Origin of the sequence: Pseudoxanthomonas daejeonensis (genome assembly GCF_010093205.1) — a bacterium.
Classification (GTDB): domain Bacteria; phylum Pseudomonadota; class Gammaproteobacteria; order Xanthomonadales; family Xanthomonadaceae; genus Pseudoxanthomonas; species Pseudoxanthomonas daejeonensis.
On record NZ_PDWN01000003.1, the window covers coordinates 205,052 to 230,794 of the forward strand.

Consider the following 25,743-nt stretch of genomic DNA (forward strand, 5'->3'; position numbering starts at 1 on the left):
CACAGGAGTCCGCATCGATGTCCGTCGTCCTCTACGGTTCGCCCAGCACCGCCTCGCTCGTCGTCCACTGGCTGCTGATCGAACTTGGCATCGAGCACGAACTGCACCAGCTGGATTTCGACCGGCGCGAACAGAAGTCGCCGGAGTACCTGGCGATCAATCCCGCCGGCCGCGTGCCGACGCTGCTGGTCGACGGGCAGGTGCTGACCGAATCGGCCGCCATCGCCATGCAGCTGGCCGACCTGCATCCGCAGGCCGGGCTGGCGCCGGCACCGGGCACCGCCGCGCGCGGCGCCTACTACCGCTGGATGTGCTTCTGCGTGTACACGCTGATGCCGGCGTACCGCGGCTGGTTCTACGCCGACGAGCCGGCCGGGGAGGCCAATGCCGCGCTGGTCAGGGAGCGTGCGCGGATCCAGCTGGAAGCGGCCTGGCAGCAGGTGGCCGACCACCTGGAGCAGGGCGGCCCCTACATGCTCGGCGCGCAGCCCTCGGCGGTGGACTTCGTCCTGACCATGCTGATGCGCTGGTCGCGCAACATGCCGCGCCCGACCGACGACTGGCCGGTGCTGCGCGATTTCGCGCGGCGCATGAAGGACCGTCCGTCCTTCGCCGAGGTCTACCGGCGCGAGGGGATCAGCGACTGGACCTGAGTCCGGATCAGGGCAGCAGCTCCAGTACCGTTTCCGGCGGACGGCAGAGCCGTACGCCACGGCCGCTGATCACCACCGGCCGGTTGATCAGCTGCGGATGGGCGAGCATGGCGTCGAGCAGCGCATCGTCACTGGCGGCACCCAGTCCCAGCTCCGCGAAAACTGCTTCCTTGTCGCGGACCAGTCCGCGCAGCCCGAGCCCGCTGTCGGCGGCAACCTGGAGCAGCGTCGCGCGATCGGGAGGCGAGGCCAGGTAGTCGACGACGCGCGGTTCGATCCCGTGCTCGCGCAGCAACTGCAAGGCGGCGCGCGAATTGGAGCAGCGCGGGTTGTGCCAGATGGTGACCTCCGTGCCCGCCATCAGAACCACTCCAGCAAAGCGAAGCCCACGCCGACGTAGGTCGCCTTGTGGTTGTAGTCGATCATGCTTTCGCCGTAGCCGTCGAACACCTGCACGTGGCCGCGCAGCAGGTTGGTGATCGGGAAACCCCAGTCGAATTGCAGCGAACCGTGCGAGCGGTCGCCGCCGCGCAGCGAGTGGCGCGCCGTCAGGGACAGCTCGTGGCCGTTGCGGTTGTACACCAGCATCGCGTCGCCGCGGCCGATGAAATCCTCGATGTCGGCGTTGTTGTCGTCGGCGGCATCCTCCTCGATGCGGTACCAGGGACGCACGACGAAGGCCCAGTTCTCGCGGTCCAGGCCGACGTTGAGGATCACCCGGTTCCAGCTGCGCGAGAGCGGGTCGCTGCGGCCGTTGGACTGGTGGTTGAAGCTGATTCCGGTCATGCGCCCGTTCCAGCCCAGCAAGCTGTAGTTGTTGCGGAACAGCAGCATCACTTCGGGTTCGTAGTTGGTCTCGCGGAAAGGCCGGGAGATCTCCGAGTTGAAGACCTGCCAGCGCGAGCTCTGGGTGTAGCCCGCCCAGACGTCGCCGTTGTCGCCGAACAGGTTCTCCGCGAGCTTGGTCTTGAAGCTGATCTGGAACTTGGCCTCGATGCTGTCCAGTTCTTCCGGCGTGGTCACCGTGTTGTTGGGATTGGGCGAGGACGGCATCTCGTTGACGTTGCTGGTCCAGAACGCGGGAAGCACGTAGACCGGCTTGTAGGCGCGGAACTGGAAGATGCCCAGCTTGGAGTCCTTGGCCAGTTCCCAGCGACTGTCGAGCAACGAGCCGCGGCCGGCGTTGGCGATCGCATCCTGTGCGTCCGTGTTGGGCGGCAGGTCGCTCCTGCGGAACAGCTCGCCGGTCCGCTGCATGGCGCGATCCGTCGCGCTTGCCTCGGCAGGCAGGGCAGCCGCGCGTTGCTCGGCCTTTTCCTGCTTGACCTGTTGCTCGGCCTGGCGGGCGACGTGGTCGGCCTGCGCGGTGGGTTGTGCCGAATGGCCATAGAACGCGTCGTAGCAGGCCAGCCGCACCGCGTCGGAGGCGATGGCCAGGCAGGCCTCGGCGGTGGCGGGCCGGGCGGTGGATTCCTGCGCGGCCAGCGGGCCGGCGGCGAAGCTGGCCACCAGGGCGCAGACCAGGCGATGCGGGGCGGGGGGATGCTTCAAGGGAGAACTCCCAGGGCGGAGGACCGCCCGAGACAAAGGGGGTGCTTCAAAAGAACCAGGCGAGGATGAACAGGCCAACCATGGCGAAGGCCAGTGCGAGCTTGAGCACGGTACCCAGCAGCAGGCCCAGCCACGTGGCCAGGCCGACATGGGTGGCCCGGCGCAAGGCGCGGGTATGCCAGAGCTCGCCGAGCAGGGCGCCGAGGAACGGCCCGGCAAGCAGCCCGAGTGGGCCGAAGAAAATCCCGGCGAAGGTGCCAAGTGCCGCTCCCCAGACCGCAAGCGGCCCGGCACCGACGCGTTTGGCACCCGCGGCGGTGGCGACGAAATCGGCCACGACCGACAGCAGCGTCAGCAATCCCAGCAGGACCAGGGGCACGGCGCCGATCCGCTGGAAATCCCCGGCCCACGCCGCCACCAGCATGCCGACGAAGACCAGTGGCAGGCCGGGCAGGGCGGGCAGGATCACCCCGGCCAGGCCAACCAGGACCAGCACCGCGGCGAGGGCATACCAGAAGAGCGTGGGATCCATGCGGAGCGGGTCCTATCCGTTCGGCGGCCAAGTCCTTGCCATGATTGCATTTCCCCTGAACGAGGGGTAACTTTTGGGCCGCTGCGCTTGACAAGGTCACCGTGAACCGTGGCCGGAAAACGGTAAGTCCTGATGTGATGGTGATGGACCGCTACATCGTTACTTCGCGCGTACTCCTTGCAACCAGCCGCCGTGGCAACGGCGTAACCACCACCCAGCAAAGTTCGAGGAGTCAGCAGTAATGGCAGATCGCGAAGTCGGCACCGTGAAGTGGTTCAACGATGCCAAGGGATTCGGATTCATCAGCCGCGAGAATGGCGAGGACGTATTCGTGCATTTCCGCGCCATCCAGATGCAGGGTTTCAAGAGCCTCAAGGAAGGCCAGAAGGTCAGCTTCACCGTCGTGCAGGGCCAGAAGGGCCTGCAGGCGGACGCTGTCCAGGCCGCCTGAAACCCGCTGCCCGCCGTACCGGGAACGGCCCGCTTGCGCGGGCCGTTCTTTTTTTCCGGTTCCAGCTGGAGCGGGCGTGGGGCTTCAGCGCAGCACGACCTTGCCGTTGACCACGCGCACGTAGGTGTTCTCGCGGATCCCGCCGAGGTCGCGCTGGTTGATGACCACGGTGCGGCCGTCGTCCAGGCGCACGTGGATGTTGTAGGTATCGGAAGTGACGTTCTTCTGGATGGCATTGCCGGCCATCGCGCCAGCGGCCGCGCCGGCGACGGCCGACACGTTCTGGTTGCCCTTGCTGCCGCCGGTCTTGTCCGAGATCTCATGGCCGGCGACCGCGCCGACGATGCCGCCCAGGATCGCGCCAGTCGCCGAAGGCGCGCTGCGGCCGGAGGCCACCGCTTCGATCCGGGTCACCAGGCCGCAGTCGACGCAACGGGCAGGCTGCGACGGGTACGAGGACGAAGAAGGATAGGACGACCCGTAATTGGGCGAGGTGGTGGAGCAGCCGGCGAGGGCAAGCATGCCGACCGCGGCCAGTCCGAGCATTCGATAGGAGCCGGGGTGCTTCTGCATCATCGTGAGTCCTCAGGTGACGGGTGACGAACCTTGGGTGGATCCATGCGCGTGGCGTCGCGCTGGAGGCATCGTCCGTGCAGCCGCGTGAATGCAGCGCCAAGCAACGGCACGGTCGCGTGATCGGAACGGGCTGGCCTCAGCGAACGTTCAGCGGAAATCGCGGTGGCAGGCCTTGCAGTCCTCGCCGATCTGCTGGGCCAGGGTGGCCAGCTGGGTGCAGTCCGCCGGCGGCGCGGCCAGCGCCCCGTCGAGCGTCGCGCGCAGCCCGCTGGCTGCGGTATCGAAGCGGGCGTCGTCCCTCAATCCCGGGAATGCGGGTTCGATGTCGTTGGACAGGGCGCGCAGCGACTGCAGGCGCGGAAGGGTGTCGCTGGGGGTGCAGCGGTTGGCCTTGGCGGACCGCCCCAGTTCGCGCGACTGCTGGGCCATCACCTGCATCAGGGCGTCGGGAAACGGATCGGTACGCGCCTGCAGGGCGCGCAGGGCCATCACCGTGCAGATCGCACCGATGACAAGTCCCAGCAGGAACAGGAACAGGTAGCGTCCGGCGTAGCGGGTCTTGCGGGGTTCCTGGCTGGACATGCGGGCTCCATTGGCGATGAGGGCCGGATGATAGGGCGACCATGGCCGCAGGTGCACCCCCGGTAGAATGCACGCGATGGATGATTCACTGCTGGAACGATTCGCCGGCATCGACCGTTTGTACGGTCGCGGTGCCGTGGACTGGCTTTCGACCCGCCGCGTGGCGGTGGTCGGACTGGGCGGCGTGGGCTCGTGGGTCGCCGAGGCGCTGGCACGTTCGGCCGTGGGCACGCTCCAGCTCATCGACGCCGACGACCTGTGCGTGTCCAACACCAACCGCCAGCTGCCGGCGATCACCGGGCAGTACGGACGCAACAAGGCCGAGGCGATGGCCGAGCGTTGCCGGGCGATCAACCCGGCGATCGACGCGCGGCCGGTGCAGGCGTTCCTTGCGTCGGCAAACCTGGAAGAGCTGCTGGGTCAGGACATCGACCTGGTGGTCGATGCCTGCGACAGCCTGCGGATCAAAGTCGAGGCCATCGCCTGGTGCCGGTGGCGCAAGTTGCCGCTGCTCACCGTCGGTTCCGCCGGCGGTCGCACCGACCCGACCCTGGTGCGCGTGCGCGACCTGTCCCGCACCGAGCAGGACGCGATGCTGGCGCTGGTGCGCAAGCGGCTGCGCGGCGACTTCAAGTTCCCGAAGAATCCCGACCGCTTCTTCGGCGTGCCGGCGGTGTATTCGCTGGAGAACGTGAAGTATCCCCATGCCGACGGCAGCGTCTGTGGCGTGCGTCCCCAGTTGGGTGCCGATGCGGCGCTCAAGCTGGACTGCGGAGCGGGCCTGGGCGCCGCCACCCATGTGACCGGTACGTTTGCCTTTGCCGCGGCGGGCAAGGCACTGGAGATGCTGCTGAAGCAGCGCGGTCCCGCATAGGACGGGGCGAGCCCGGCTCTACAGGGCGGACGCGGGCGGCAGCGCGAACAGTCGCGCCGCGTTGGCGCTGGTGATCGCGGCGATCTCGGCCGGGTCCTGGTCACGCAGCAGCGCCACGGTCTCCAGCACCCGGTGCAGCCGCGCCGGCTCGTTGCGCTGGCCGCGGATGCCCGCATCGGGCTGGTCCGGGGCATCGGTCTCCAGCAGCAGGAATTCCAGCGGCATCTCCGCGGCCAGGCGGCGCAGGCGCTGCGCGCGATCGTAGGTAAGCGGCCCGCCGAGCCCGACCAGGAAGCCCAGCTGCCACAGCTGCCGCGCCTGCTCCGGACTGCCGGAAAAACTGTGGACCACGCCACGCAATTTCGTGCCTGCCGCCGCCGTGGCGCCGATCCGGCGGATCGCGGCGATCACCGCGTCCACGGCGCGGCGTGCATGCACGATCAACGGCAATCCGGTGTCCCGTGCAAGCCGCAGCTGCCCGTCGAAGTAGTCCGCCTGCACTTGCGGGTCCAACCCCTCGACGAAGAAATCGAGCCCGCATTCGCCGATGGCCAGCGGACGCTCGCGTTCGATCCAGCCGCGCAGTTCATCCAGGTGCTCGGGCCGGTGCTCGGCAAGGAAGGTCGGATGCAACCCGTACGCCGGGTACAGGCCTGGCGCGCTGGCGCAGACCTCTCGCAGTTTCGGCCAGCTGGCAGCGGTCACCGCCGGTACGACCTGGCGATGCACGCCGATGGCGCGGGCGCGTTCGATCACCTGCTCGCGATCGGCGTCGAATTCCGCGGCATCGAGGTGGCAGTGGCTGTCGACGAGATCCATGGCGCCGGTGTCGCGCGCCGGTCAGCGCCGGCTGTTGTCCGGCAGCGCTGGTGGATCCTTGCGCCGCTTCCAGTTGGCCAGCAGCAGGGTGCCGAGCCCGAAGACCAGTTCGTCCACGAAGGGGATCGGATCGGGCAGGAGCAGGTTGACCACGAGCGCGGCGGCGGTGACCTTGAACAGCGTCGGAAAGCGCAGTCCTCGCGCCCATTCCATGAAAGACAGCAACAGTGGGCCGGGCATGGCAGCAACTCGCTCTGGCATGTCGCGAAAGCTAACATGGCCGCTACGGACCCGCCGACGCCCGCTGTCGCTCAGGCTCCGGGTCCTGTTCAGCTTCGCCGTGATGGAATCGCATCGATTGCAGCGGGATCGTCCCGCGAGGAGCCCAGGCCATGAAACAAGCTACTACCGTACTGATCGCTGCCGGTGCCCTCCTGGTCGGGGGCATTGCCACAGCGGCATTCATGAACAATCGCGGCTCGCAGGCCGAGCCCGTGGCCGTCACCACGTCCACCGATCCGGCGCTGGCTGCCGATGATGCGCCGCTGGGCGCCGAGGACGAACTGCAGACCAGCGCGCTGCAGTACGCCGATATCGTCAGGGTCGATCCGGTGACCCAGAAGGAGAAGGTGTACGCCACCGTGATCGGCACCGAGCCGGTGCGCGAGACCACCCAGACCTCTGTTCCGAAGGAAGTATGCGAGGACGTGGTGGTGGAGGAGCGCCTGCCCGAGAAGGACGGCAACGTCGGCGGCACCGTGGCCGGCGCCGTGATCGGCGGCCTGCTCGGCAACCAGGTCGGCGGCGGCAGCGGCAAGAAGGCGGCCACCGCGGCCGGTGCGATCGCCGGCGGCGTGATCGGCAACCAGGCCGACAAGCGCCATGTCGGCGGCAAGGTCGTGACCCGCACCGAGCGCCAGTGCCACACCGAGAACGCGGTCGCAGAGTCGAGCAAGGTGACCGGCTACAACGTGACCTACCGCAATGCCGACGGCACCACCGGCACCATGCGCATGGCCAGCAAGCCCGGTACGCGCGTGGCGATGGGCAACAGCGACCAGGTCATCGGCTACGACGTGACCTACCGCTACAACGACCAGGAAGGCACCCTGCGGATGGACCAGAAGCCGGATACCGACCGCCTGCCGGTCGTCGACGGCAAGATCGTGACCTCCACCGCGGTGGTCGAAGTGCCGGAAGGCGCGACGCGCCAGTAACCGCGGCCCGACGCGGAACCAGGAGAAGGCCGGCCCCGTGCCGGCCTTCTTTTTGCCGCTTTATTGCGCCGCGCATCGCCCTCGGGTGGGCTGGGCCGATACAATCGCAACCATCCCAACACCGGTTCCCGCCATGGCCCTGTCCGCCTACGACCTGTTCGACGTGCGTTCCCTGCTCAGCGACGAGGAGCGCGCCGTGCAGGAGGCGGTAGCCCGCTTCACCGACGAACGTGTGCTGCCGATCATCGGCGACTGCTTCGACCAGGCGCGTTTCCCGAAGGAGCTGGTGCCCGAGATCGCCTCGCTGGGCCTGCTCGGTTCCTCCCTGCCGGAGGAATACGGCTGCGCCGGCCTCAACGCGGTCAGCTACGGCCTGATCTGCCAGGAGCTCGAGCGCGGCGACAGCGGCATCCGCAGCTTCGTCAGCGTGCAGTCCTCGCTGTGCATGTATCCGATCTACGCCTACGGCAGCGAAGAACAGCGCCGCCGCTGGCTGCCGGACATGGCCGCGGGCAAGGTGATCGGCTGCTTCGGGCTGACCGAGCCGCACGGCGGCTCGGATCCGGCCAACATGAAGACCCATGCGCGCAAGGACGGTGGCGACTGGGTGATCAACGGCTCCAAGATGTGGATCACCAACGGCAACGTGGCCGACATCGCCATCGTCTGGGCGCAGACCGACGACGGCATCCAGGGCTTCGTGCTGGAGAAGGGCACGCCCGGCTTCACCGCCCAGGAAATCAAGCACAAGATGAGCCTGCGCGCGTCGGTGACGTCGTCGCTGTTCTTCGACGACGTGCGCGTGCCCGATTCCAGCCGCCTGCCCAACGTCAAGGGCCTCAAGGGGCCGCTGGGCTGCCTGACCCAGGCCCGCTACGGCATCACCTGGGGTCCGGTCGGCGCGGCGATCGCGTGCCTGGACGAGGCGCTGAACTACTCGAAGGAACGCATCCTGTTCGGCCGCCCGGTGGCCGCGACGCAGAGCGCCCAGCTCAAGCTGGCCGACATGGCGCGCCGCATCACCCTGGCGCAGCTGCTGGTCCTGCAGCTGGGCCGCCTGAAGGATGCCGGCCAGATGCAGCCGCAGCAGGTCTCGCTGGCCAAGTGGAACAACTGCCGCATGGCGATCGACATCGCCCGCGAGTGCCGCGACCTGCTGGGCGGCGCCGGCATCACCACCGAGCATTCCGCGATCCGGCACGCGCTGAACCTGGAATCGGTGATCACCTACGAGGGCACCGAGACCGTGCACCAGCTGGTGATCGGCCGCGAACTCACCGGCATCAGCGCGTTCTGACCGGCCTGCGCCTCCCGTCCTGCGGGAGGTTTGCGTCGAGGCGTGGCAGGTGCGGGATTTCCGCACCAGCTTCGTCTTCTCCAGTACTGCCCTGATCGGGAGAGCCGCCGCGATGGACCTGGCCGGATTGCAACTGGAAACCCCGCGCCTGCTGCTGCGTCCAACGCAGGCGCAGGATTTCGAGGCGTGGGCCGCATTCAAGGCCGACGAGGAAGCCAACCGCCACATCGGCGGCACCGAGCCGCGCGCGATGGCCTGGCGCAGCTTCGCCGCGATGGTCGGCGTCTGGCACCTGAAGGGTTTCGCGATGTTCTCGGTGATCGAGAAGGACAGCGGCCGATGGGTCGGCCGGGTCGGGCCGTGGCACCCGGAAGGCTGGCCGGGCACGGAGGTCGGCTGGAGCATCGCCCGCGACCGCTGGGGGCGCGGCTATGCGCCCGAGGCTGCGGCCGCCTGCACCGACTGGGCGTTCGACACGCTGGGCTGGAGCGAGGTGATCCACACCATCGCCCCTGGCAATGCCAATTCCAAGATGGTCGCGGCCAAGCTCGGCTCGCGTTTCCTTGAAATGGGCCGGCTGCCGGAACCGCATCAGGACAAGCCGGTGGAAATCTGGGGCCAGACCCGCGAGCAATGGCGCGCACGCAAGGAGCCCGGCGCATGATCACCGTGTACGGCATGGCCATGTCGGGCAACTGCTACAAGCTGCGGCTGCTGCTGGAACAGCTGGGCCGGGATTACCGCTGGGTCGAGGTGGACAGCGCCCGCGGCGAGACCCGCACCGCGGAATTCCTGGCCAAGAACCCCAATGGCAAGGTGCCTCTGGTCGAGCTGGAAGACGGCCGCGTGCTGGTCGAATCCAACGCGATCCTGTGCTGGCTGGCCGAGGGCACGGGGTACCTGCCATCCGACGCCTGGCAGAAGGCGCAGGCGCTGTCGTGGATGTTCTTCGAGCAGTACAGCCACGAGCCCTACATCGCCGTGGCCCGTTTCATCCGCGGCTGGACACCGGCCGATTCGCCGCGCCGCGCCGACCTGCCGCGCCTGCGCGAGCGCGGCCATCAGGCGCTGGCGGTGATGGAGCGGCACCTCGGGGAGTCCGGATGGTTCAGCGGCCCTGCGTACGGCATCGCCGACGTGGCCCTGTTCGCGTATACCCATTGCGCCGCCGATGGTGGCTTCGACCTCGCCGCCTATCCGCATATCGATGCCTGGCTCGCGCGCGTGCGCGGCACGCCGGGTTTCGTGCCGATGCCCGACCTCGACGACGAGGCGAAGGCACGACTGGCACTCGTAGATTGAACTCGAAGAACACGACGACCGAATGAACGACTCCACCATCCCCGCCAAGACCATTCCTGCCTGGAAGCGTGGCATCAACCGCGCCGATATCTGCGACCGCAACTTCACCGAAGCGGTGCGCGCCTGGCGTGGCACGCCGGCACCACGGCCGCGCGACGGGGATCCGGTGCTGCCGGGCAGCGCGCTCGACGCGCGCGGCTTCCGCGAGCTGTTCGAGTCGCAGCTCATCAGCCGCCACCTGGACCTGATGGCGCGCGTGCTGCGCGTGCAGAACAAGGTCTTCTACACGATCGGAAGCAGTGGCCACGAAGGCAACGCGATGGTGGCGCGCCTGACGCGGCACACCGATCCGGCATTCCTGCATTACCGCAGCGGCGGCTTCATGGCCGAGCGCTTCCGCAAGCTGCCCGGCATGGACCCGATCATGGACTCGGCGCTGAGCTTCGCCGCCAGCGCCGAAGACCCGGCCTCGGGTGGTCGCCACAAGGTCTGGGGCAGCAAGCCGCTGTGGGTGCTGCCGCAGACGTCCACGATCGCCTCGCATTTGCCGAAGGCTCTGGGCACTGCTGTCGCCATCGAGCAGGCGCGGCGCATCGGCCACGCTTTGCCGGTCCCGGCCGACAGCATTGCGATCTGCTCCTTCGGCGATGCCTCCAGCAACCACGCCACCGCGCAGACCGCGTTCAACGCCGCGGCCTGGACCGCCTACCAGGGCCTGCCCGCACCGGTGCTGTTCGTCTGCGAGGACAACGGCATCGGCATCTCGGTGAAGACGCCGGACGGCTGGATCGGCCGCAACTTCCGCAATCGCGCCGACCTGGACTACTTCCAGGCCGACGGCCTCGATGCCGCGGCCGGCTACGGCCAGGTGCAGGCGGCGGTCGAGCACTGCCGGCGCACGCGGCGCCCGACCTTCCTGCACCTGCGCACGACCCGGATCATGGGCCACGCCGGCACCGACTTCGAGATCGAGTGGCGCAGCATCGAGGAACTGTGCGCGGTGGAGGCGACCGATCCCCTGCTGCGCAGCGCGGCCATCGCACTCGAATCCGGCCTGATGGGCGTCGACGAGCTGCTCGAGCTGTACGAGTCCACCCGCAAGCGCTGCTTCGCCGCGGCCGAGGATGCCGACCGCCGTCCCAGGCTGGCTTCGCTGGCCGAGGTGATCGCGCCGCTGGCGCCATTCACGCCGGCCGCAGTGGCGAAGGAGGCCGCGCGCGCCGCGCCGCAGGAGGCGCGCATCGCCGCGTTCGGTGGCGAGGACAAGCTGCCCGAGAAGCAGGCGCCGCGCCACCTGGCGATCCAGATCAACCAGGCCCTGCATGAGCTGATGGCCAAGTACCCGGAGACGCTGCTGTTCGGCGAGGACGTGGCCCAGAAGGGTGGCGTCTACACCGTCACCAGGGGCCTGCAGAAGGCGTTCAAGGGCGCGCGCGTGTTCAACACGCTGCTGGACGAGACCATGATCCTCGGCCTGGCCCAGGGTTACGCCAACATGGGCATGCTGCCCCTGCCGGAGATCCAGTACCTGGCTTACTTCCACAACGCCTGCGACCAGCTCCGCGGCGAGGCGGCCAGCCTGCAGTTCTTCAGCAACGACCAGTACCGCAACCCGATGCTGGTGCGCATCGCCGGGCTCGGCTACCAGCGCGGTTTCGGCGGCCACTTCCACAACGACAACTCGATCACCGCGTTGCGCGACATCCCCGGCATCGTCGTCGGCTGCCCGTCGCGCGGTGACGATGCGGCGATGATGCTGCGCACGCTGGCCGCGCTGGCGAAGGTCGACGGGCGCGTGGCGGTGTTCCTGGAGCCGATCGCGCTTTACATGGCCAAGGACCTGCACGAGGCCGGCGACGGCCAGTGGCTGTTCCCGTACCCGGAGCAGGGCCAGGCGATGGTGCTGGGCGAGGGCCGGGTATACGCGGAGGAAGCCGACGACCTGGTGGTGTTCACCTACGGCAACGGCGTGCCGATGAGCCTGCGCGCCGCGCGCAGGATCGAAGCCGCCCACGGCTGGAAAGTGCGCGTGGTCGACCTGCGCTGGCTGGTGCCGCTCAACGACGCGTTCATCGCCGAACAGGCGCGCGACGCGAAGCGGATCCTGATTGTGGACGAGGGCCGGCGCAGCGCCGGCGTGGGCGAGGGTGTGATCACCGCGATCATCGAGGGGGGGTATGGCGCACGGCCGTTCCGCCGCGTGGTGGGTGCCGACACCTACACGCCGCTGGCAGGCGCGGCCTTCCTGGTGATCCCCGGCGACGATGACATCGTCGCGGCGGCAGCAGAGCTGGCCGGCTGACGGAAGGCCGCGGACGCAGGCGGGTTTTCCCGCTTGCGTGCGGCAGGATCGTGAGGCGCCAGCAGGGGCGATCCCCGCCCCGGCTCGCGTCGGTGCCTGGGCGCCTCTTCACCTGGCGAACGCACCGGGCTGCCTAGCATCGTGGCCTGTCCCCCGCAGGAGCATGGCCATGGACAAGCGCAAGGTCGCGGTCCTCATCGGCAGCCTTCGTGAAGGCTCCTTCAACCGGTTGCTGGCGCGCGCGCTGGAGCGGCTGGGCGAGGACCGGCTGGTGTTCGACCTGGTCGAGATCGGCAGCCTTCCGTTCTACAACCAGGATTTCGACGGCGACTACCCCGAGGCCGGCACGGCGCTCAAGTCGCAGCTGCGCGCCGCCGACGCGGTGCTGTTCGTGACCCCCGAATACAACCGCTCGGTACCCGGCGTGCTGAAGAACGCCATCGACCTGGCCTCGCGTCCCTACGGCGACAGCGCGTTCGCGGGTCTGCCGGCCGCGGTGATCGGGGCCTCGGTGGGGACGATCGGCACGGCGATGGCGCAGCAGCACCTGCGCAACATCCTTTCCTACCTGGACATGGCGGTGATGCCGCAGCCGGAGGCGTACATCCACTTCAAGGACGGGCTGGTCGACGAGGAAGGCAAGGTCACCCGGCAGGACACGCGCGAGTTCCTCGAAGACTTCGTCGACCGTTTCGTCGAGTGGATCGACCGCCAGCGCGGCTGAGCTCCGGCGCGTCAGCCCGGCCGCAGTTGCTGCAGGCCGCTGCGCAGCCGCTGCAGCGGCGAGGGGTCCACCGGGCCCGCATCGGTCAGGACGGCGGCCAGCACGCGCTTGAACGGCGGCAGCGCGGCACTGGCGCGTAGTGCGGCGCCACGCACCCAGCGCGCCGGGGCGCGTTCGTCGGTGTAGAGGCCGACGATCGCGCGGGTGGCCTGGAACAGGGGCCAGCTGCCACGGCGGTGGCGGCGTTCATAGCGGGCCAGCAGGAACGGATCGCCCGGGTCGCGGCCTTGCCGCAGGGCAGTGGCCGCAAGGTCGGACAGGCGCTCCACGCTGGCCAGCCCCAGGTTGAAGCCATGCGCCGTGACCGGATGCATGCCCACGGCCGCATCCCCGGCCAGCGCCAGGCGCGGCCCGGTGAAACGGCGTGCCCAGGTCGCCACCAGCGGATAGACATGGCGGCTGCCGACCAGCTCCATGCGCCCCAGGCGCCCGCCGTATCGCTTCTCCAGTTCGCGGGCGAAGGCGTCGTCATCCAGCGCCGCCAGCACGCGCGCCTGTTCGCCCGGCAGGGTCACCACGGCACCGGCCAGATGCTCTTCCAGGGGCAACAGGGCCAGGGTCTGCCCGAGTCCGAACCATTCCCAGGCTGCGTGCGCGTGCGGCAGCTCATGCCGCACGCGGCAGACCAGCATGCTCTTGCCGAAGTCGTGCAGGTCGGCGTCGACGCCCAGGGCGCGCCGGGTTTCGGAAAAGCGGCTGTCGGCGGCGACCAGGAGGCGTGCCTCGAGGCGAGGGCCGTCGCGCAGCTGCAGCCAGGCGGCGTCTGCGCCGGCGTGCACGGCCTGGATCGTGGCCGAGGGGTACAGGTCGATCCCCGGCGTCTCCTGCGCGGCAAGCCAGGCCGCGCGGCGGATCAGGTGGTTGGCGACCAGGCTGCCCAGATGCCCGCCGGCGTCCGGGGCGACACGCGGGGTGATGCGCAGTTCCTGTGGCAGGTCGCGGTCCATCACCCGCGCCGCGTGCATGGGATGGATTTCGCCGTCGGGGATGTGGGGCCACACCCCAAGCTCGCGCAGCAGGCGGATCGACGCATGGGTGAGGGCGATCTCGCGGCCGTCGAAGGCCGGGTCGGCGAGCGCTTCCTGCGGCTGGCGCTCGACCAGTGCCACCTTCAACCCCTGCATGGCCAGGGCACGGGCCAGGCACAGGCCGACCGGCCCGGCGCCGACGATGGCGATGTCGTGCTGCATGTGCGCTCTCCGTTTGCGTCCCGCGCAGTCTAGGCAGGCGGCGGCGCGGCGCCCTGATCGAGGTCAAGGCATGCAGCGGGGATCGCGGGGCGGGGCTGCGGAGGGCGCCGCGGTGCCGGCTATACTGCACGGTCCAAACGCTTTTGACAGACAGCGGCGCCTTTACAGATCAATGATTTGGGCCGCATTTCTGGCAAACAACATCAATCCGGTGGCGCACTGCGCCGCGAGACCCCCGGGAAACTGTCCGCCGCATGCGCCTGTCCACGATCAAGCTGTCCGGCTTCAAGTCCTTCGTCGACCCGACCACGCTGCACCTGCCGACCAACATGACCGGCGTGGTCGGTCCCAACGGCTGCGGCAAGTCCAACATCATCGACGCCGTGCGCTGGGTGATGGGCGAGAGCTCGGCCAGCCGCCTGCGCGGCGACTCGCTGACCGACGTGATCTTCTCCGGCAGCGCCGCGCGCAAGCCGGTCAGCCAGGCGACGGTCGAACTGATCTTCGACAACTCCGACCACACCATCGCCGGCGAGTACGCCGCGTTCAACGAGATCTCGGTCAAGCGCACGGTCAGTCGTGACGGCCAGAGCCAGTACTACCTCAACGGCACCAAGTGCCGCCGCCGCGATATCACCGACCTGTTCCTGGGCACCGGCCTGGGGCCGCGCAGCTATTCGATCATCGAGCAGGGGATGATCAGCCAGATCATCGAGGCCCGGCCCGAGGACCTGCGCGTGTACCTGGAAGAGGCCGCCGGCATCTCCAAGTACAAGGAGCGGCGCAAGGAGACCGAAACCCGCATCCGCCACACGCGCGAGAACCTGGACCGGCTCAACGACCTGCGCGAGGAAGTCGACAAGCAGCTCGACCACCTGCGTCGCCAGGCCCGCCAGGCCGAGCAGTACCAGGCGCTGCAGGCCGAACGCAAGGTCAAGGACGCCGAGTGGAAGGCGCTGCAGTTCCGCGCGCTGGACGTGCAACTGCAGGGGCTGCGGGAGCGGCTGGGGCAGGAGGAGACCAAGCTCGAACAGATCATCGCCGGCCAGCGCGAGGCCGAGCGCGAGATCGAGACCGGCCGGGTGCGCCGCGAGGAAGCGGCCGAGACGCTCAACAAGGCCCAGGCCGAGGTCTACCAGGTCGGCGGCGTGCTGGCCCGGATCGAACAGCAGATCCAGCACCAGCGCGAAATGGCGACGCGCCTGAACCAGGCCCGCGACGAAGCGGCCTCCGCGCTGGGCGAGCTCGACCAGCACATCGGCGACGACCGGCAGAAGCTCGAAGTGCTGCGCGCGTCGGTCGAGGAAGCCGAACCGCGCCTGGAGCAGTTGCGCGAGGACGACGTGTTCCGCCAGGAGGCCCTGCGCGAGGCCGAGGCGCAGCTGGCCGACTGGCAACTGCGCTGGGAAACGCATGGCCGCCAGTCGGCCGAGGCATCGCGCTCGGGCGAAGTCGAGCGCACCCGCGTGGACTACCTGGACCGGCAGGCCCTGGAAGCTGACCGGCGCCGCGAAGCGCTGGCAGGCGAACGCGCCGGGCTGGACCTGGAATCGCTGGCGCAGGTGTTCGAAGAAGCGCAGATCCAGCACGAGACCCAGAAGACCGCGCTGGACGGGCTCAACGAACAGCTTGAAGCGCGCAAGCAGGGCGTATCCGGACTGCAGGAACAGCAGCGCACCGCGCAGGCCGAGCTGGCCGACGTACGCAAGCAGGCCCAGGCCGCGCGCGGCCGCCTGTCTTCGCTGGAGACCCTGCAGCAGGCCGCGCTCGGCCAGGAGCAGGGCGCGGCCGTGGCGTGGCTCAAGGCGCGCGGGCTGGATTCGTCCGCGCGCGTGGGCGAGCGCCTCACCGTCGAGGACGGTTGGGAAAACGCCGTGGAAGGCGCGCTGGGCCAGCTGATCGAAGGCGTGCTGGTCGACGCACCCGAGCAGCTGGTCGAGGCGCTGGCCGACCTGGGCGACGGGCGCATCGCGCTGGTCGCCGAAGCGGCGGGGACCGCGACCTTCGCGCCGACCTCGCTGGCGGCGAAGGTGCAGGGCCCGCTGGCCGTGCGCCGCCTGCTGGCGCGGCTGCATGCCGCCGACGACCTGGCCCACGCGCGCCGGCTGCTGCCGACGCTGGGCGAGGGCGATTCGATCATCACCCGTGCCGGCGAACGCCTGGGCGAGGGCTGGCTGCGGGTATCGCGCTCGGGCGCCGCCAAGCAGGGAGCACTGCTGCGCGAACGCGAGATCCAGTCGCTGCGCGTGGCCATCGAGGAACTGCAGCAGCGCGAAGCCGCGCTGGAAGAGCGCCTGGTCCACCTGCGCGACCAGTTGCTGGCCGCCGAACAGCAGCGCGAGGACGCGCAGCGCCAGCTGTACATGGCGCACCGCAGCGTCTCCGAACTGGCTGGTCAGCTGCAGAGCCAGCAGGGCCGGATGGACACCGCCCGGCAGCGCATCGAGCGCATCGAAAACGAACTGGCGCAGCTGGTCCAGACCCTGGACAGCAGCCGCGAGCAGGCCCGCGAGGCCCGCGCCCGGCTGGAAGATGCGGTCACGTCGATGGGCGACCTGGAAACCGCGCGCCAGGCCCTGGAGGCCGAACGCCGCCAGCGCACCGAGGCCCGCGACCTGGCGCGCGATGCCGCGCGCAGCAGCCGCGACGCCACCCACGCGCTCGCCCTGGGCCTGGAATCGCAGCGCACCCAGATCGCCTCGCTGACCCAGGCCCTGCAGCGCATGGAGGCACAGCGCGGCCAGCTCGATTCACGCCTGGGCGAACTGGCGGCCCAGCTCAGCACCGGCGACTCGCCGATCCAGACCCTGGAGGGCGAGCACCAGGCCGCGCTGTCCGAGCGCGTGCGCGTGGAGCGTGCGCTCGGCGAGGCGCGTGCGGTCCTGGAAGGCATCGACCACGAACTGCGCGGCTTCGAACAGTCCCGGCAGCAGCGCGACGAACAGTCGCTGGCCCAGCGCGAGCGGATTTCGCAGCGCCGGCTGGACCAGCAGGCGCTGGCGCTGAAGGCCGAGCAACTGGTCCAGGCGGTCACCGCCGATGGCCTGGTGCTGGAGGACGTGGTCAACACCCTGCCCGAAGTGGCCGACGTGGCCCAGTGGGAGCAGGCGGTGGGCCAGATCGACGGGCGCATGCGCAGGCTCGAGCCGGTCAACCTGGCGGCGATCCACGAATGCGGCGAAGCCGAGCAGCGCAAGACCTACCTGGATTCGCAGAACACCGACCTGACCACCGCGCTCGAGACCCTCGAAGAGGCGATCCGCAAGATCGACCGCGAGACCCGTGGCCGCTTCAAGGACACCTTCGACCGGGTCAATTCCGGCATCCAGCAGCTGTATCCGCGCCTGTTCGGCGGCGGCCACGCCTACCTGGAACTCACCGGCGAGGACCTGCTCGACACCGGCGTGGCGATCATGGCGCGGCCGCCGGGCAAGCGCGTCTCCAACATCTCCCTGCTGTCAGGTGGCGAGAAGGCGATGACCGCGGTGGCGCTGGTGTTCGCCATCTTCCAGCTGAACCCGGCGCCGTTCTGCCTGCTCGACGAGGTGGACGCGCCGCTGGACGAGGCCAACGTCAGCCGCTTCACCGGCATGGTCAAGGAGATGAGCGAGAAGGTGCAGTTCCTGTTCGTCAGCCACAACAAGGCGACGATGGAGGCTGCCCACCAGCTCTCCGGCGTGACCATGCGCGAGCCCGGCGTGTCGCGGCTGGTCAGCGTGGATCTGGAGGAGGCCGCGCGCCTTGCAGGCGCTGCCTGAGACGATCGCGGCGCCTCGGGGTTTTTTCCGGGGTGCCGCTCGTGACATCCTTGCACCCTTCTGACCCCCGGCGGAGACGCGTTCCATGTCCGACAAAGACCTGCTGCGCATCGGCATCCTGATCGCCGGCCTCCTGCTGCTGGTGGCGATCTGGTTCTTCGGAAGGCCGCGCAAGGAGGAGCAGGGACGGCGTCGCGAATCGCGCGAATCGCGCGGGTCCCCGGTGATGACGTCCGAGTACGGCCGCGCCCGGCGCGAACCGTCGCTGGAAGGCGAAGGCCTTGCGGACGGTGGCGGAGATGGCGATTACAGCAGCGAGGCCGTGAGCCAGCCCGAACTCGGACTGGGCGCCGAACCGGCGCCGGACAGCAACCTGGGCCGCCGCGAGACCCAGGATTTCGACAAGATCGTCTCGCTGTACGTGGCGGCCCGGGCCGGTACCGTGCTGCGCGGCGAGGACATCGTGGTGGCGGCCGAGAAGACCGGCATGGTCTTCGGCCACATGAGCGTGTTCCACCGCCTGCTGGAAGGGCATCCCGAACGCGGCCCGGTCTTCAGCATGGCCAGCATCATCAAGCCCGGCAGTTTCGACATGGCCACGATCCGTGAGCTGGAGACGCCGGCGATCGCTTTCTTCCTGACCCTGCCGGCGCCGGTGCCTGCGCTGGACGCGTGGGAGAAGATGCTGCCGACCGTGCAGCGCATGGCCGAACTGCTGGAAGGCGTGGTCCTGGACGACAGCCGCAACGCGCTCGGTCGCCAGCGCATCGCCCATATCCGCGACGAACTGCGCGCCTACGACCGCCAGCACGAAGCGCCGCCGCTGACCAAGGCGCCGCGCTGGTAAGCGCACGTTGGGAGGCGGAAGACGGCCTGTGTCGATACGCGGCATCAGCCATGTGACCTTCGTGGTCGCCGACCTGGAACGGACCGCTCGCCTGTTCGGCGAGGGGCTCGGCGCACGCGAGGTGTACGACAGCGCCGGTCGCGAGCACTCGATTTCCCGCGAGAAGTTCTTCGTCCTCGGTGACCTCTGGCTGGTGGCCATGCAGGGCGCGCCGCTGGCCGATCGCAGCTACCGACACGTGGCCTTCGCGGTGGACGCGGCGGAGCTGCCGGGGTATCGGCAGCGACTGCAGGCCCTGGGCGTGGAGGTGCTGCCGGGACGCGGGCGGATCGAGGGCGAGGGCGAGTCCCTCTATTTCCACGACGACGACAACCACCTGTTCGAGTTGCATGCCGGCACGCTCGATCAGCGGCTGGCGGCCTACGCGGTGATGGACGCGGCCTCCGCGCAGTTCAAGCCGGACTGAACCGCCTGCGTCGCTGGCCTGTCGCTCAGGTCGCTGCCGCCACCTGGGCGAACACTTCGCGAAAGCGCGCCATCTCCGCTTCCGTCCCGACCGTGATCCGCACGTGCTGCGGCATCGACGGCCAGCTGCGGCCGATGAAGACCTTGTGCTGCGCCATCTTCGCGGCGAACGCGCGGCCGTCTCCCTTCACGTCGACCATGAAGCAGTTGGCCTGGCTGGGCAGGCAGCCATGGCCGCGCGCGGCCAGCCAGGCGACGGTCTCCCCGCGCAGGCGGGTGTTCTCGGCCTTGCGCGTGGCCAGGTGCTGCGGGTTGCGCAGGCTGGCGATGCCGGCCGCCACGCTGGGCACCGGCAGGCTGTTGACCCCGAACAGCACCAGCCGCTGCAGCAGGTCCGGGCGCGCCATCGCCAGGCCCAGGCGCATGCCGGCCATGCCGTAGATCTTGGAGAAGGTGCGCAGCACGACGACGTCGGCGCCGGCACGGACCAGGTCCAGGGTGTCGGGTTCGTCGCTGTAGTGGATGTAGGCCTCGTCGACCAGCAGCACGGCGTCGGCCGGCTTGTGCGCCAGCAGCCAGTCGATGTCCGCGCGCGGAGTGACCGAGCCGGTGGGGTTGTTCGGATTGCAGATGTAGATCAGGCCGGCAGTGGACGCCTTCGCGGCAGCGGCCATCGCCTGCACGTCGTGGGCGCCGTCGGCTTTCAAGGGCACGCGCACGACCTTGGCGCCGTGGGCGTCGGCCATCTGCGCCAGCGATTCGAAGGTCGGATCGGCGATCACCAGGGCCGACCGCGGCGAGGTGAACGCAAGCGCCGCCGAATCCAGTGCCACGCCGGAGCCGCAGTAGCCGGCGACCTGGTCTTCGCGCAGCCCGTTCTGCCCTGCGAATACCTGCACCAGTTCGCGCTGTGGCCCGAACAGGTAGCGGTTTGCCTGGGCCAGGCCATCCTTCGCCGCCTGCTGTGCTTCGGCGAAGGGCCCGTGCGGGTTCTCGTTGAAATTGAGCAGCACCGCGTCCGGATCGTCCATCCCCGGAATCGATGGGGGCAGCTGCGCCCGAGCCATGCCCCCGGACCCGATCAGGGGCGCCAGCCCGGCGGTGGCCAGGCTGCAGGCGGACAGGCCGAGGAAGTGGCGACGGCTGAGCGGATGGGCCATGTGCGCGCGCTGGCTGGAGGGCTGCAGGCACGCTACGTCAGCGCGAAGAGGGCGACAAGCACCCCGGGTAGAATCGGCGCATGAACAGCCCCGACACCGCCGCGCGCGTCGCCGAACTGCGCCGCCTGATCGAAGACGCCAACCACCGCTACCACGAGCTCGATGCGCCGGACATCACCGATGCGCAGTACGACGCCCTGGTCCGTGAACTGGAGGCACTTGAGGCCAAGCACCCGGAACTGGCCGCCGCCGACTCGCCGACCCGGCGCGTCGGCGCGACGCCGGCCGGGCGCTTCCCGCAAGTGACCCATGCCGTGCCGATGCTGTCGCTGGGCAATGCATTCGAGGACGGCGAGGTCGCCGACTTCGTCCGTCGCATCCGCGAGCGGCTGGACCGGCAGGACCTGGTGTTTTCCGCCGAACCCAAGCTCGACGGACTGGCGATCAGCCTGCGCTACGAGGACGGCGTCTTCGTGCAGGGCGCCACCCGCGGCGACGGCGCCACCGGCGAGGACGTGACCGCAAACCTGCGCACGATCGCGGTGATCCCGCAGCGGCTGCAGGGCAGCGGCTGGCCGAAGGTGCTGGAGGTGCGCGGCGAGGTCTACATGGGCCGCGCCGACTTCGAGCGCTACAACGAACATGCGCGGCTGCATGGCGGCAAGGTGCTGGCGAACCCGCGCAATGGCGCGGCCGGTTCGCTGCGCCAGATCGATCCGAAACTCACCGCGCAGCGGCCACTGAGTTTCTACGCCTACGGCGTCGGCCTGGTCGAGGGCGGCGCGCTGCCGGACAGCCATTCGGCGACCCTGGCGCGGCTGCGCGAATGGGGCTTCCCGGTCAGCGACCTGGCCAAGGTCGTGCACGACGTCGATGGCCTGCTCGGCTACTACCGCGGCATCGGCGAGGCCCGCGACGGGCTGGCGTTCGACATCGACGGCGTGGTCTACAAGCTGGACGACTACGCCGGTCAGCGCGAGATGGGCTTCGTCTCGCGCGCGCCGCGCTGGGCCATCGCGCACAAGTTCCCGGCGCAGGAGCAGACCACGGTGGTCGAGTCGATCGAGGTCAACGTCGGCCGCACCGGCGCGGTCACGCCCTGGGCGCTGATGCAGCCGGTGCAGGTGGGCGGGGTCACCGTCACCCGCGCCACCCTGCACAACGCCGACCACGTGGCGCGCCTGGACGTGCGCAACGGCGATACGGTGATCGTGCGCCGCGCGGGCGACGTGATCCCGGAAGTGGTGCAGGTCGTGGTCGACCGGCGTCCGCCCGACGCCTCGCCCTGGGCGATGCCGATGGCCTGCCCGGTGTGCGGCTCGGAGGTCGTGCGCGAGGAAGGCGCGGCGGTCTGGCGCTGCTCGGGCGAGCTGACCTGCCCGGCGCAGCTGGTCCAGTCGGTGTTCCATTTCGCCAGCCGGCGGGCCATGGACATCGACGGCCTCGGCGAGCGCTACATCGAGTCGCTGGCCGAGTTCGGCTACCTCAAGGACGTGGCCGACCTGTATGCGCTCACCCTGGACGACCTGCTCGAGATGAAGCGCCGCGCGGACGAGCGCGACGGTTCCACGCCGGCCGCTCTCGCCAAAAGCGGGGTGAAAGCCGGCAAGGTCGCCACCAAGTGGGCCGACAACCTGATCGAGGCGATCGACCGCAGCCGCGATACCACGCTCGCGCGTTTCCTCTACGCGCTGGGGATCGAACATGTCGGCGAGAGCACCGCAAAGGCGCTGGCGCAGTGGTTCGGTGACCTGGAGCTGATCCGTCGGCTGCCGTGGCCGCTGTTCAAGCGGGTGCCGGACATCGGTGGCGAGGTGGCGCGTGCCATCGGCCACTTCCTCGACCAGCCCGGCAACCAGCAGGTGATCGACCGGCTGCTCGAGCGCGGCGTGCGCATCGGCGATGCGCAGGCGCCGAACCCCAAGCTGGGCGAGGGGCTGGACCTGGCCACGCTGCTGGTCGACCTGGAGATCCCGAAGGTCACGCCGGTGCGTGCTGCGCAGCTGGGCTCGGCTTTCGCCGACGCGCAGGCACTGCTGGATGCCCCCGCGCACAACCTGGTGACCGCCGGTTTGCCGCACGAGACTGCGAACGCCCTGGTCGCCTGGCTCGAAGACGAGGCCAATGCCGGACTGCTGCTGCGAAGCGCCGAGGCGCTGGTCGAGCTGCGTGGACGCCTGCCTGCGCGCGGCGCGGCGTCTGCGGGGCCGCTTGAGGGCAAGACGGTGGTCCTGACCGGGACGCTGGTATCGATGGGTCGCGACGAGGCCAAGGACCGGCTGGAAGCGCTCGGCGCGAAAGCCGCAGGCAGCGTATCGAAGAAGACCAGTTTCGTGGTCGCCGGGACCGAGGCCGGCTCCAAGCTGGCCAAGGCCGAGGAACTGGGCATCGAGGTCTGGGACGAAACGCGCCTGCTCGCGTTCCTGGAGCAGCACGCGTGAGCGATGCCGTCGACTGGCGACCTTCTTCCGGTATCGAGGCGCTGCGCCTGCGCGCGCGCGTCTATGCGCTGGTACGCGCGTTCTTCGCGCAGCGCGACGTACTGGAAGTGGAGACCCCGGTGCTGTCGGAGGCCGGCAACACCGAGCCCAACATCGAAAGCTTCACCACCACCTTCAGCGGCCACCGGGACGCCGGCTTGCCGCAGCGCTGGCTGCGCACTTCGCCCGAATATCCGCTCAAGCGCCTGATCGCTGCCGGCATCGGCGACTGCTACGAGTTGGGCCGGGTGTTCCGCAACGGCGAGGCAGGGGGCCGCCACAACCCGGAGTTCACCATGCTGGAGTGGTATCGCGTCGGCTGGGACCACCGGCGCCTGGCCGCGGAGACGGTCGACCTGGTCCAGCAGGCGCTGGCCCTGGTCGGGCGACAGGCGGACGTGGTCTCGCTGACGTATCGCGAGCTGTTCGTGCAGGGAGCCGGCGTGGACCCGTTTACCGGTAGTGACGCGCAACTGCGCGCGCCGCTGGAAGGGGTCGATATCGAGGGCGCCGGCCTGGGCCGGGACGACTGGCTGGACCTGCTGATGACCCATCGCATCCAGCCGCAGTTCCAGAGGGACCGGATCACCGTCGTGCATGACTGGCCAGCCGCGCAATGCGCGCTGGCCAAGGTCCGCGACGGTGATCCCCCGGTGGCCGAGCGCTTCGAGCTTTACCTGGGGCAGTTCGAACTGGCCAACGGCTACCACGAGCTCACGGATGCGAGTGAACAGCGCGCGCGCTTCCGTCGCGATAACCAGGTCCGCGCGGGCCGCGGAACGGCGCAGCCGCCGCTGGACGAACGCCTGCTGGCGGCGCTGCAGGCCGGCATGCCCGACTGCGCGGGCGTGGCGCTGGGCGTCGAGCGGCTGCTGATGGCCCTGTCCGGTACCGGTCGTATCGCCGATGTGCTGGCCTTCGACTTCGGTCGGGCCTGAGCGCGACGACCCGTGCCGCCGGGCGCTTTCACCGTGCCTTCCGCCGCGCGCGTCAGAATCTTTTTTGCGTGAACCAGTCGAGGGGGCGGCACGGATGGAGGCAGGACGCGGTCGAATGACGGGCGGCACGGCGCGGTGGCGCATGGCGGGCATGGCCGCCGGCGCTTGCGCGGCATGGATGGCCTGGGCTGGTACGGCATCGGCGGCCGAAGGCGTCGTGCGCTGCGAATCGGACGACCTGCGCCGCGTGCATTGCCCGATGGATACCGGCGAGGGGGTCGACCTGGTGCGCCAGCTCTCCGGGAACGCCTGCATCCGCGAATCCGACTGGGGCGTGGACGGCCAGGGCGTATGGGTCGCGCGCGGGTGTCGTGCCGAATTCCGTGCGCGCGCGGCGGAAGCGGTGGTGAGCCGGAGCATGATCCGCTGCGAATCCAGCAGTGGTCGCACCCGCAGTTGCGCGGTGATGCTCCGGGGCGCGCCGGTGCGCCTGCTGCGGCAGCTGTCGGCGCTGCCCTGCAAGCGCAACGAGAGCTGGGGAGTCGGCCGCAACGAGATCTGGGCCTCGCGCGGCTGCAAGGGCGAGTTCGAGATCGGTGACCGCGACAGCGGCTTCCCGCCGGGGCGGCGGCTGGTGACCTGCGAGTCGAAGGACCGGCTCAAGCGCAGCTGCGGCACCACCATCGACCACGGCGCGGTGCTGCATCGCCAGCTTTCGGGGATGGATTGCGTGGAAGGCCGCAGCTGGGGTTGGGGCGCGGAGGGCATCTGGGTCGACAAGGGCTGCCGCGCCGAATTCAGCGTCGAGTAGGCCGGGCAACGGCGGCGAAGGTGCCGGCAGCGGCTAGAATCCACGCATGGAAAACGCCTTCGATTTCGACCGCTACGACCACATCCGTCCGATCCTGTGGACCGGCGAAGCGCTGGAACTGCTGGACCAGCGCCGGCTTCCGTTCGCGGTGGAGCATGTCACCTGCCACGACAGCGACGAGGTCGCGCAGGCGATCCGCGACCTGGCCGTGCGCGGTGCGCCAGCGATCGGCATCTCCGCCGCCTGGGGCGTCGTGCTGGCTGCGCGCACGGTCGAGGCCGACGATGGCGCGCAGGCCGCACCGAAGCTGGAGCCGGCGCTGCAGCGACTCAACGCGGCGCGGCCCACGGCGGTCAACCTGGCCTGGGCGCTGGCGCGTATGCGGCGGGCGCTCACTGGCACGGGTGCCGACTGGCGCACCGTCCTCGAGCGCGAGGCCCAGGCCATCGCCGATGAAGACCTCGCGGCGAACCGGCACATGGGGGCGCTGGGCGCCGGGCTGGTGGAGCCGGGCAGCGGCGTGCTGACCCACTGCAACACCGGTTCCCTGGCTACCGCCGGATTCGGTACCGCGCTGGGCGTGGTCCGCGCCGGCGTCGCCGAAGGGCGCATCGCGCGCGTGTTCGCCGGCGAAACCCGGCCCTGGCTGCAGGGCGCGCGCCTGACGGTATGGGAACTGCAGCAGGACGGCATCGATGCGACCCTGATCGCCGATTCGGCCGCATCCCACCTGATGAAGACCGGTGCGGTGCAGTGGGTGGTGGTCGGTGCCGACCGGATCTGTGCCAATGGCGACACCGCCAACAAGATCGGGACGTACCAGCTGGCCATCGCCGCGCGCCACCACGGCGTGCGATTCATGGTCGTGGCGCCGTCCTCGACGGTGGACCTGGACACGCCGGACGGGGATGCGATCGAAATCGAGCAGCGCGATCCCGGCGAGTTGCACGGCGTGGGGGGCGTGCGCACCGTCGCCGAGGGCATCGCGGCCTGGAACCCCGTGTTCGATGTGACCCCGGCTGCGCTGATCGATGCCATCGTCACCGAGAAGGGCGTGGTCGAGCGTCCCGACACGGCGCGCATGCGCGCCGTGTTCGGCGACTGAGCGACTGGCAGGGTTGCGGCGCCGCCGCGATCGCCCGCCCCCCAAGCCG

25 protein-coding genes are annotated in these 25,743 nt (G+C 69.5%); 16 read left to right on the forward strand and 9 right to left on the reverse strand.

The window, feature by feature from the left end:
- Window positions 1-17 precede the first annotated feature (17 nt).
- A complete protein-coding gene (locus tag CSC65_RS04130) occupies window positions 18-653 on the forward strand; it encodes a glutathione S-transferase family protein (RefSeq protein WP_162408715.1) in 636 nt (211 codons plus the stop codon).
- Window positions 654-660: 7 nt separating this feature from the next.
- Here CSC65_RS04130 and arsC read toward each other — a convergent pair whose 3' ends face one another.
- The 3 genes from arsC to CSC65_RS04145 all read right to left on the reverse strand — a co-directional run bounded on the left by arsC (window position 661) and on the right by CSC65_RS04145 (window position 2,736).
- On the reverse strand, window positions 661-1,014 hold the full coding sequence (arsC, locus tag CSC65_RS04135; protein WP_162408716.1) for an arsenate reductase (glutaredoxin): 354 nt from the start codon (window positions 1,012-1,014) through the stop codon (window positions 661-663).
- Window positions 1,014-2,165, reverse strand: coding sequence for a phospholipase A (locus CSC65_RS04140; protein WP_238390280.1), 1,152 nt, complete (start codon window positions 2,163-2,165; stop codon window positions 1,014-1,016). Before CSC65_RS04140 ends, arsC begins: the two co-directional genes overlap by 1 nt.
- 85 nt (window positions 2,166-2,250) lie before the next feature.
- Window positions 2,251-2,736: a DUF456 domain-containing protein gene (locus tag CSC65_RS04145; RefSeq protein WP_162408718.1), complete on the reverse strand. Its 486-nt coding sequence runs from the start codon at window positions 2,734-2,736 to the stop codon at window positions 2,251-2,253.
- A 241-nt stretch (window positions 2,737-2,977) separates the two neighbouring features.
- Here CSC65_RS04145 and CSC65_RS04150 point away from each other — a divergent pair, with 241 nt between their 5' ends.
- Window positions 2,978-3,187, forward strand: coding sequence for a cold-shock protein (locus tag CSC65_RS04150; protein WP_162377451.1), 210 nt, complete (start codon window positions 2,978-2,980; stop codon window positions 3,185-3,187).
- A gap of 84 nt (window positions 3,188-3,271) precedes the next feature.
- Here CSC65_RS04150 and CSC65_RS04155 read toward each other — a convergent pair whose 3' ends face one another.
- Both CSC65_RS04155 and CSC65_RS04160 read right to left on the reverse strand, forming a co-directional pair.
- Window positions 3,272-3,760 (reverse strand): glycine zipper 2TM domain-containing protein, encoded by a 489-nt coding sequence (locus CSC65_RS04155; protein WP_238390268.1) that lies wholly within the window; start codon window positions 3,758-3,760, stop codon window positions 3,272-3,274.
- 150 nt (window positions 3,761-3,910) lie between these two features.
- Window positions 3,911-4,345: a cytochrome c gene (locus CSC65_RS04160; RefSeq protein ID WP_162408719.1), complete on the reverse strand. Its 435-nt coding sequence runs from the start codon at window positions 4,343-4,345 to the stop codon at window positions 3,911-3,913.
- Between the two features lie 76 nt (window positions 4,346-4,421).
- Here CSC65_RS04160 and CSC65_RS04165 point away from each other — a divergent pair, with 76 nt between their 5' ends.
- Complete coding sequence (locus tag CSC65_RS04165) at window positions 4,422-5,219, forward strand: tRNA threonylcarbamoyladenosine dehydratase (protein ID WP_162408720.1); 798 nt, start codon at window positions 4,422-4,424, stop codon at window positions 5,217-5,219.
- Between the two features lie 18 nt (window positions 5,220-5,237).
- On the opposite strand, the gene CSC65_RS04170 is transcribed toward CSC65_RS04165, so the two are convergent.
- Window positions 5,238-6,038: a TatD family hydrolase gene (locus tag CSC65_RS04170; RefSeq protein ID WP_162408721.1), complete on the reverse strand. Its 801-nt coding sequence runs from the start codon at window positions 6,036-6,038 to the stop codon at window positions 5,238-5,240.
- Window positions 6,039-6,059: 21 nt separating this feature from the next.
- Window positions 6,060-6,278 (reverse strand): DUF6116 family protein, encoded by a 219-nt coding sequence (locus CSC65_RS04175; protein WP_162408722.1) that lies wholly within the window; start codon window positions 6,276-6,278, stop codon window positions 6,060-6,062.
- A gap of 152 nt (window positions 6,279-6,430) precedes the next feature.
- On the opposite strand from CSC65_RS04175, the gene CSC65_RS04180 reads away from it, so the two are divergent.
- From CSC65_RS04180 to CSC65_RS04205, 6 genes are all read left to right on the forward strand, one after another.
- Window positions 6,431-7,255: a glycine zipper 2TM domain-containing protein gene (locus CSC65_RS04180; RefSeq protein ID WP_162408723.1), complete on the forward strand. Its 825-nt coding sequence runs from the start codon at window positions 6,431-6,433 to the stop codon at window positions 7,253-7,255.
- Window positions 7,256-7,388: 133 nt separating this feature from the next.
- A complete protein-coding gene (locus CSC65_RS04185; RefSeq protein WP_162408724.1) occupies window positions 7,389-8,552 on the forward strand; it encodes an acyl-CoA dehydrogenase family protein in 1,164 nt (387 codons plus the stop codon).
- A gap of 112 nt (window positions 8,553-8,664) precedes the next feature.
- Window positions 8,665-9,216, forward strand: a complete 552-nt coding sequence (locus CSC65_RS04190) for a GNAT family N-acetyltransferase (RefSeq protein ID WP_162408979.1) — start codon at window positions 8,665-8,667, stop codon at window positions 9,214-9,216.
- On the forward strand, window positions 9,186-9,854 hold the full coding sequence (locus CSC65_RS04195; RefSeq protein WP_425501306.1) for a glutathione S-transferase family protein: 669 nt from the start codon (window positions 9,186-9,188) through the stop codon (window positions 9,852-9,854). The genes CSC65_RS04190 and CSC65_RS04195 overlap by 31 nt, the downstream gene beginning before the upstream one ends.
- A gap of 22 nt (window positions 9,855-9,876) precedes the next feature.
- Entirely contained in the window at window positions 9,877-12,156 is a 2,280-nt protein-coding gene (locus CSC65_RS04200) for a thiamine pyrophosphate-dependent enzyme (protein WP_162408726.1), read from the forward strand.
- A 169-nt stretch (window positions 12,157-12,325) separates the two neighbouring features.
- Window positions 12,326-12,880 (forward strand): NADPH-dependent FMN reductase, encoded by a 555-nt coding sequence (locus CSC65_RS04205; RefSeq protein ID WP_162408727.1) that lies wholly within the window; start codon window positions 12,326-12,328, stop codon window positions 12,878-12,880.
- An 11-nt stretch (window positions 12,881-12,891) separates the two neighbouring features.
- On the opposite strand, the gene ubiM is transcribed toward CSC65_RS04205, so the two are convergent.
- A complete protein-coding gene (gene ubiM / locus CSC65_RS04210; protein ID WP_162408728.1) occupies window positions 12,892-14,130 on the reverse strand; it encodes a 5-demethoxyubiquinol-8 5-hydroxylase UbiM in 1,239 nt (412 codons plus the stop codon).
- A 254-nt stretch (window positions 14,131-14,384) separates the two neighbouring features.
- On the opposite strand from ubiM, the gene smc reads away from it, so the two are divergent.
- The 3 genes from smc (at window position 14,385) to fosX (ending at window position 19,201) form a co-directional block, all read left to right on the forward strand.
- The gene (gene smc, locus CSC65_RS04215) at window positions 14,385-17,888 is read left to right on the forward strand and encodes a chromosome segregation protein SMC (RefSeq protein WP_162408730.1); all 3,504 of its coding nucleotides are present in this window, start codon (window positions 14,385-14,387) and stop codon (window positions 17,886-17,888) included.
- Between the two features lie 85 nt (window positions 17,889-17,973).
- Window positions 17,974-18,735: a cell division protein ZipA gene (gene zipA, locus CSC65_RS04220; RefSeq protein WP_162408732.1), complete on the forward strand. Its 762-nt coding sequence runs from the start codon at window positions 17,974-17,976 to the stop codon at window positions 18,733-18,735.
- Window positions 18,736-18,763: 28 nt separating this feature from the next.
- A complete protein-coding gene (fosX, locus tag CSC65_RS04225) occupies window positions 18,764-19,201 on the forward strand; it encodes a FosX/FosE/FosI family fosfomycin resistance hydrolase (RefSeq protein WP_274379383.1) in 438 nt (145 codons plus the stop codon).
- A gap of 25 nt (window positions 19,202-19,226) precedes the next feature.
- Here the strand turns inward: fosX and CSC65_RS04230 are convergent, their stop codons facing one another.
- A complete protein-coding gene (locus CSC65_RS04230; protein ID WP_162408734.1) occupies window positions 19,227-20,360 on the reverse strand; it encodes a pyridoxal phosphate-dependent aminotransferase in 1,134 nt (377 codons plus the stop codon).
- 80 nt (window positions 20,361-20,440) lie between these two features.
- On the opposite strand from CSC65_RS04230, the gene ligA reads away from it, so the two are divergent.
- From ligA to mtnA, 4 genes are all read left to right on the forward strand, one after another.
- A complete protein-coding gene (gene ligA / locus CSC65_RS04235) occupies window positions 20,441-22,801 on the forward strand; it encodes an NAD-dependent DNA ligase LigA (protein WP_162408736.1) in 2,361 nt (786 codons plus the stop codon).
- On the forward strand, window positions 22,798-23,778 hold the full coding sequence (gene epmA, locus CSC65_RS04240; RefSeq protein WP_162408738.1) for an EF-P lysine aminoacylase EpmA: 981 nt from the start codon (window positions 22,798-22,800) through the stop codon (window positions 23,776-23,778). The genes ligA and epmA overlap by 4 nt, the downstream gene beginning before the upstream one ends.
- Before the next feature lie 151 nt (window positions 23,779-23,929).
- A complete protein-coding gene (locus tag CSC65_RS04245; RefSeq protein WP_425501307.1) occupies window positions 23,930-24,589 on the forward strand; it encodes a DUF3011 domain-containing protein in 660 nt (219 codons plus the stop codon).
- A gap of 46 nt (window positions 24,590-24,635) precedes the next feature.
- Window positions 24,636-25,694 carry an S-methyl-5-thioribose-1-phosphate isomerase gene (mtnA, locus tag CSC65_RS04250; protein ID WP_162408740.1) on the forward strand — a complete coding sequence of 353 codons (1,059 nt, stop codon included), beginning with the start codon at window positions 24,636-24,638 and terminating at the stop codon, window positions 25,692-25,694.
- The last annotated feature ends 49 nt before the right edge of the window (window positions 25,695-25,743 follow it).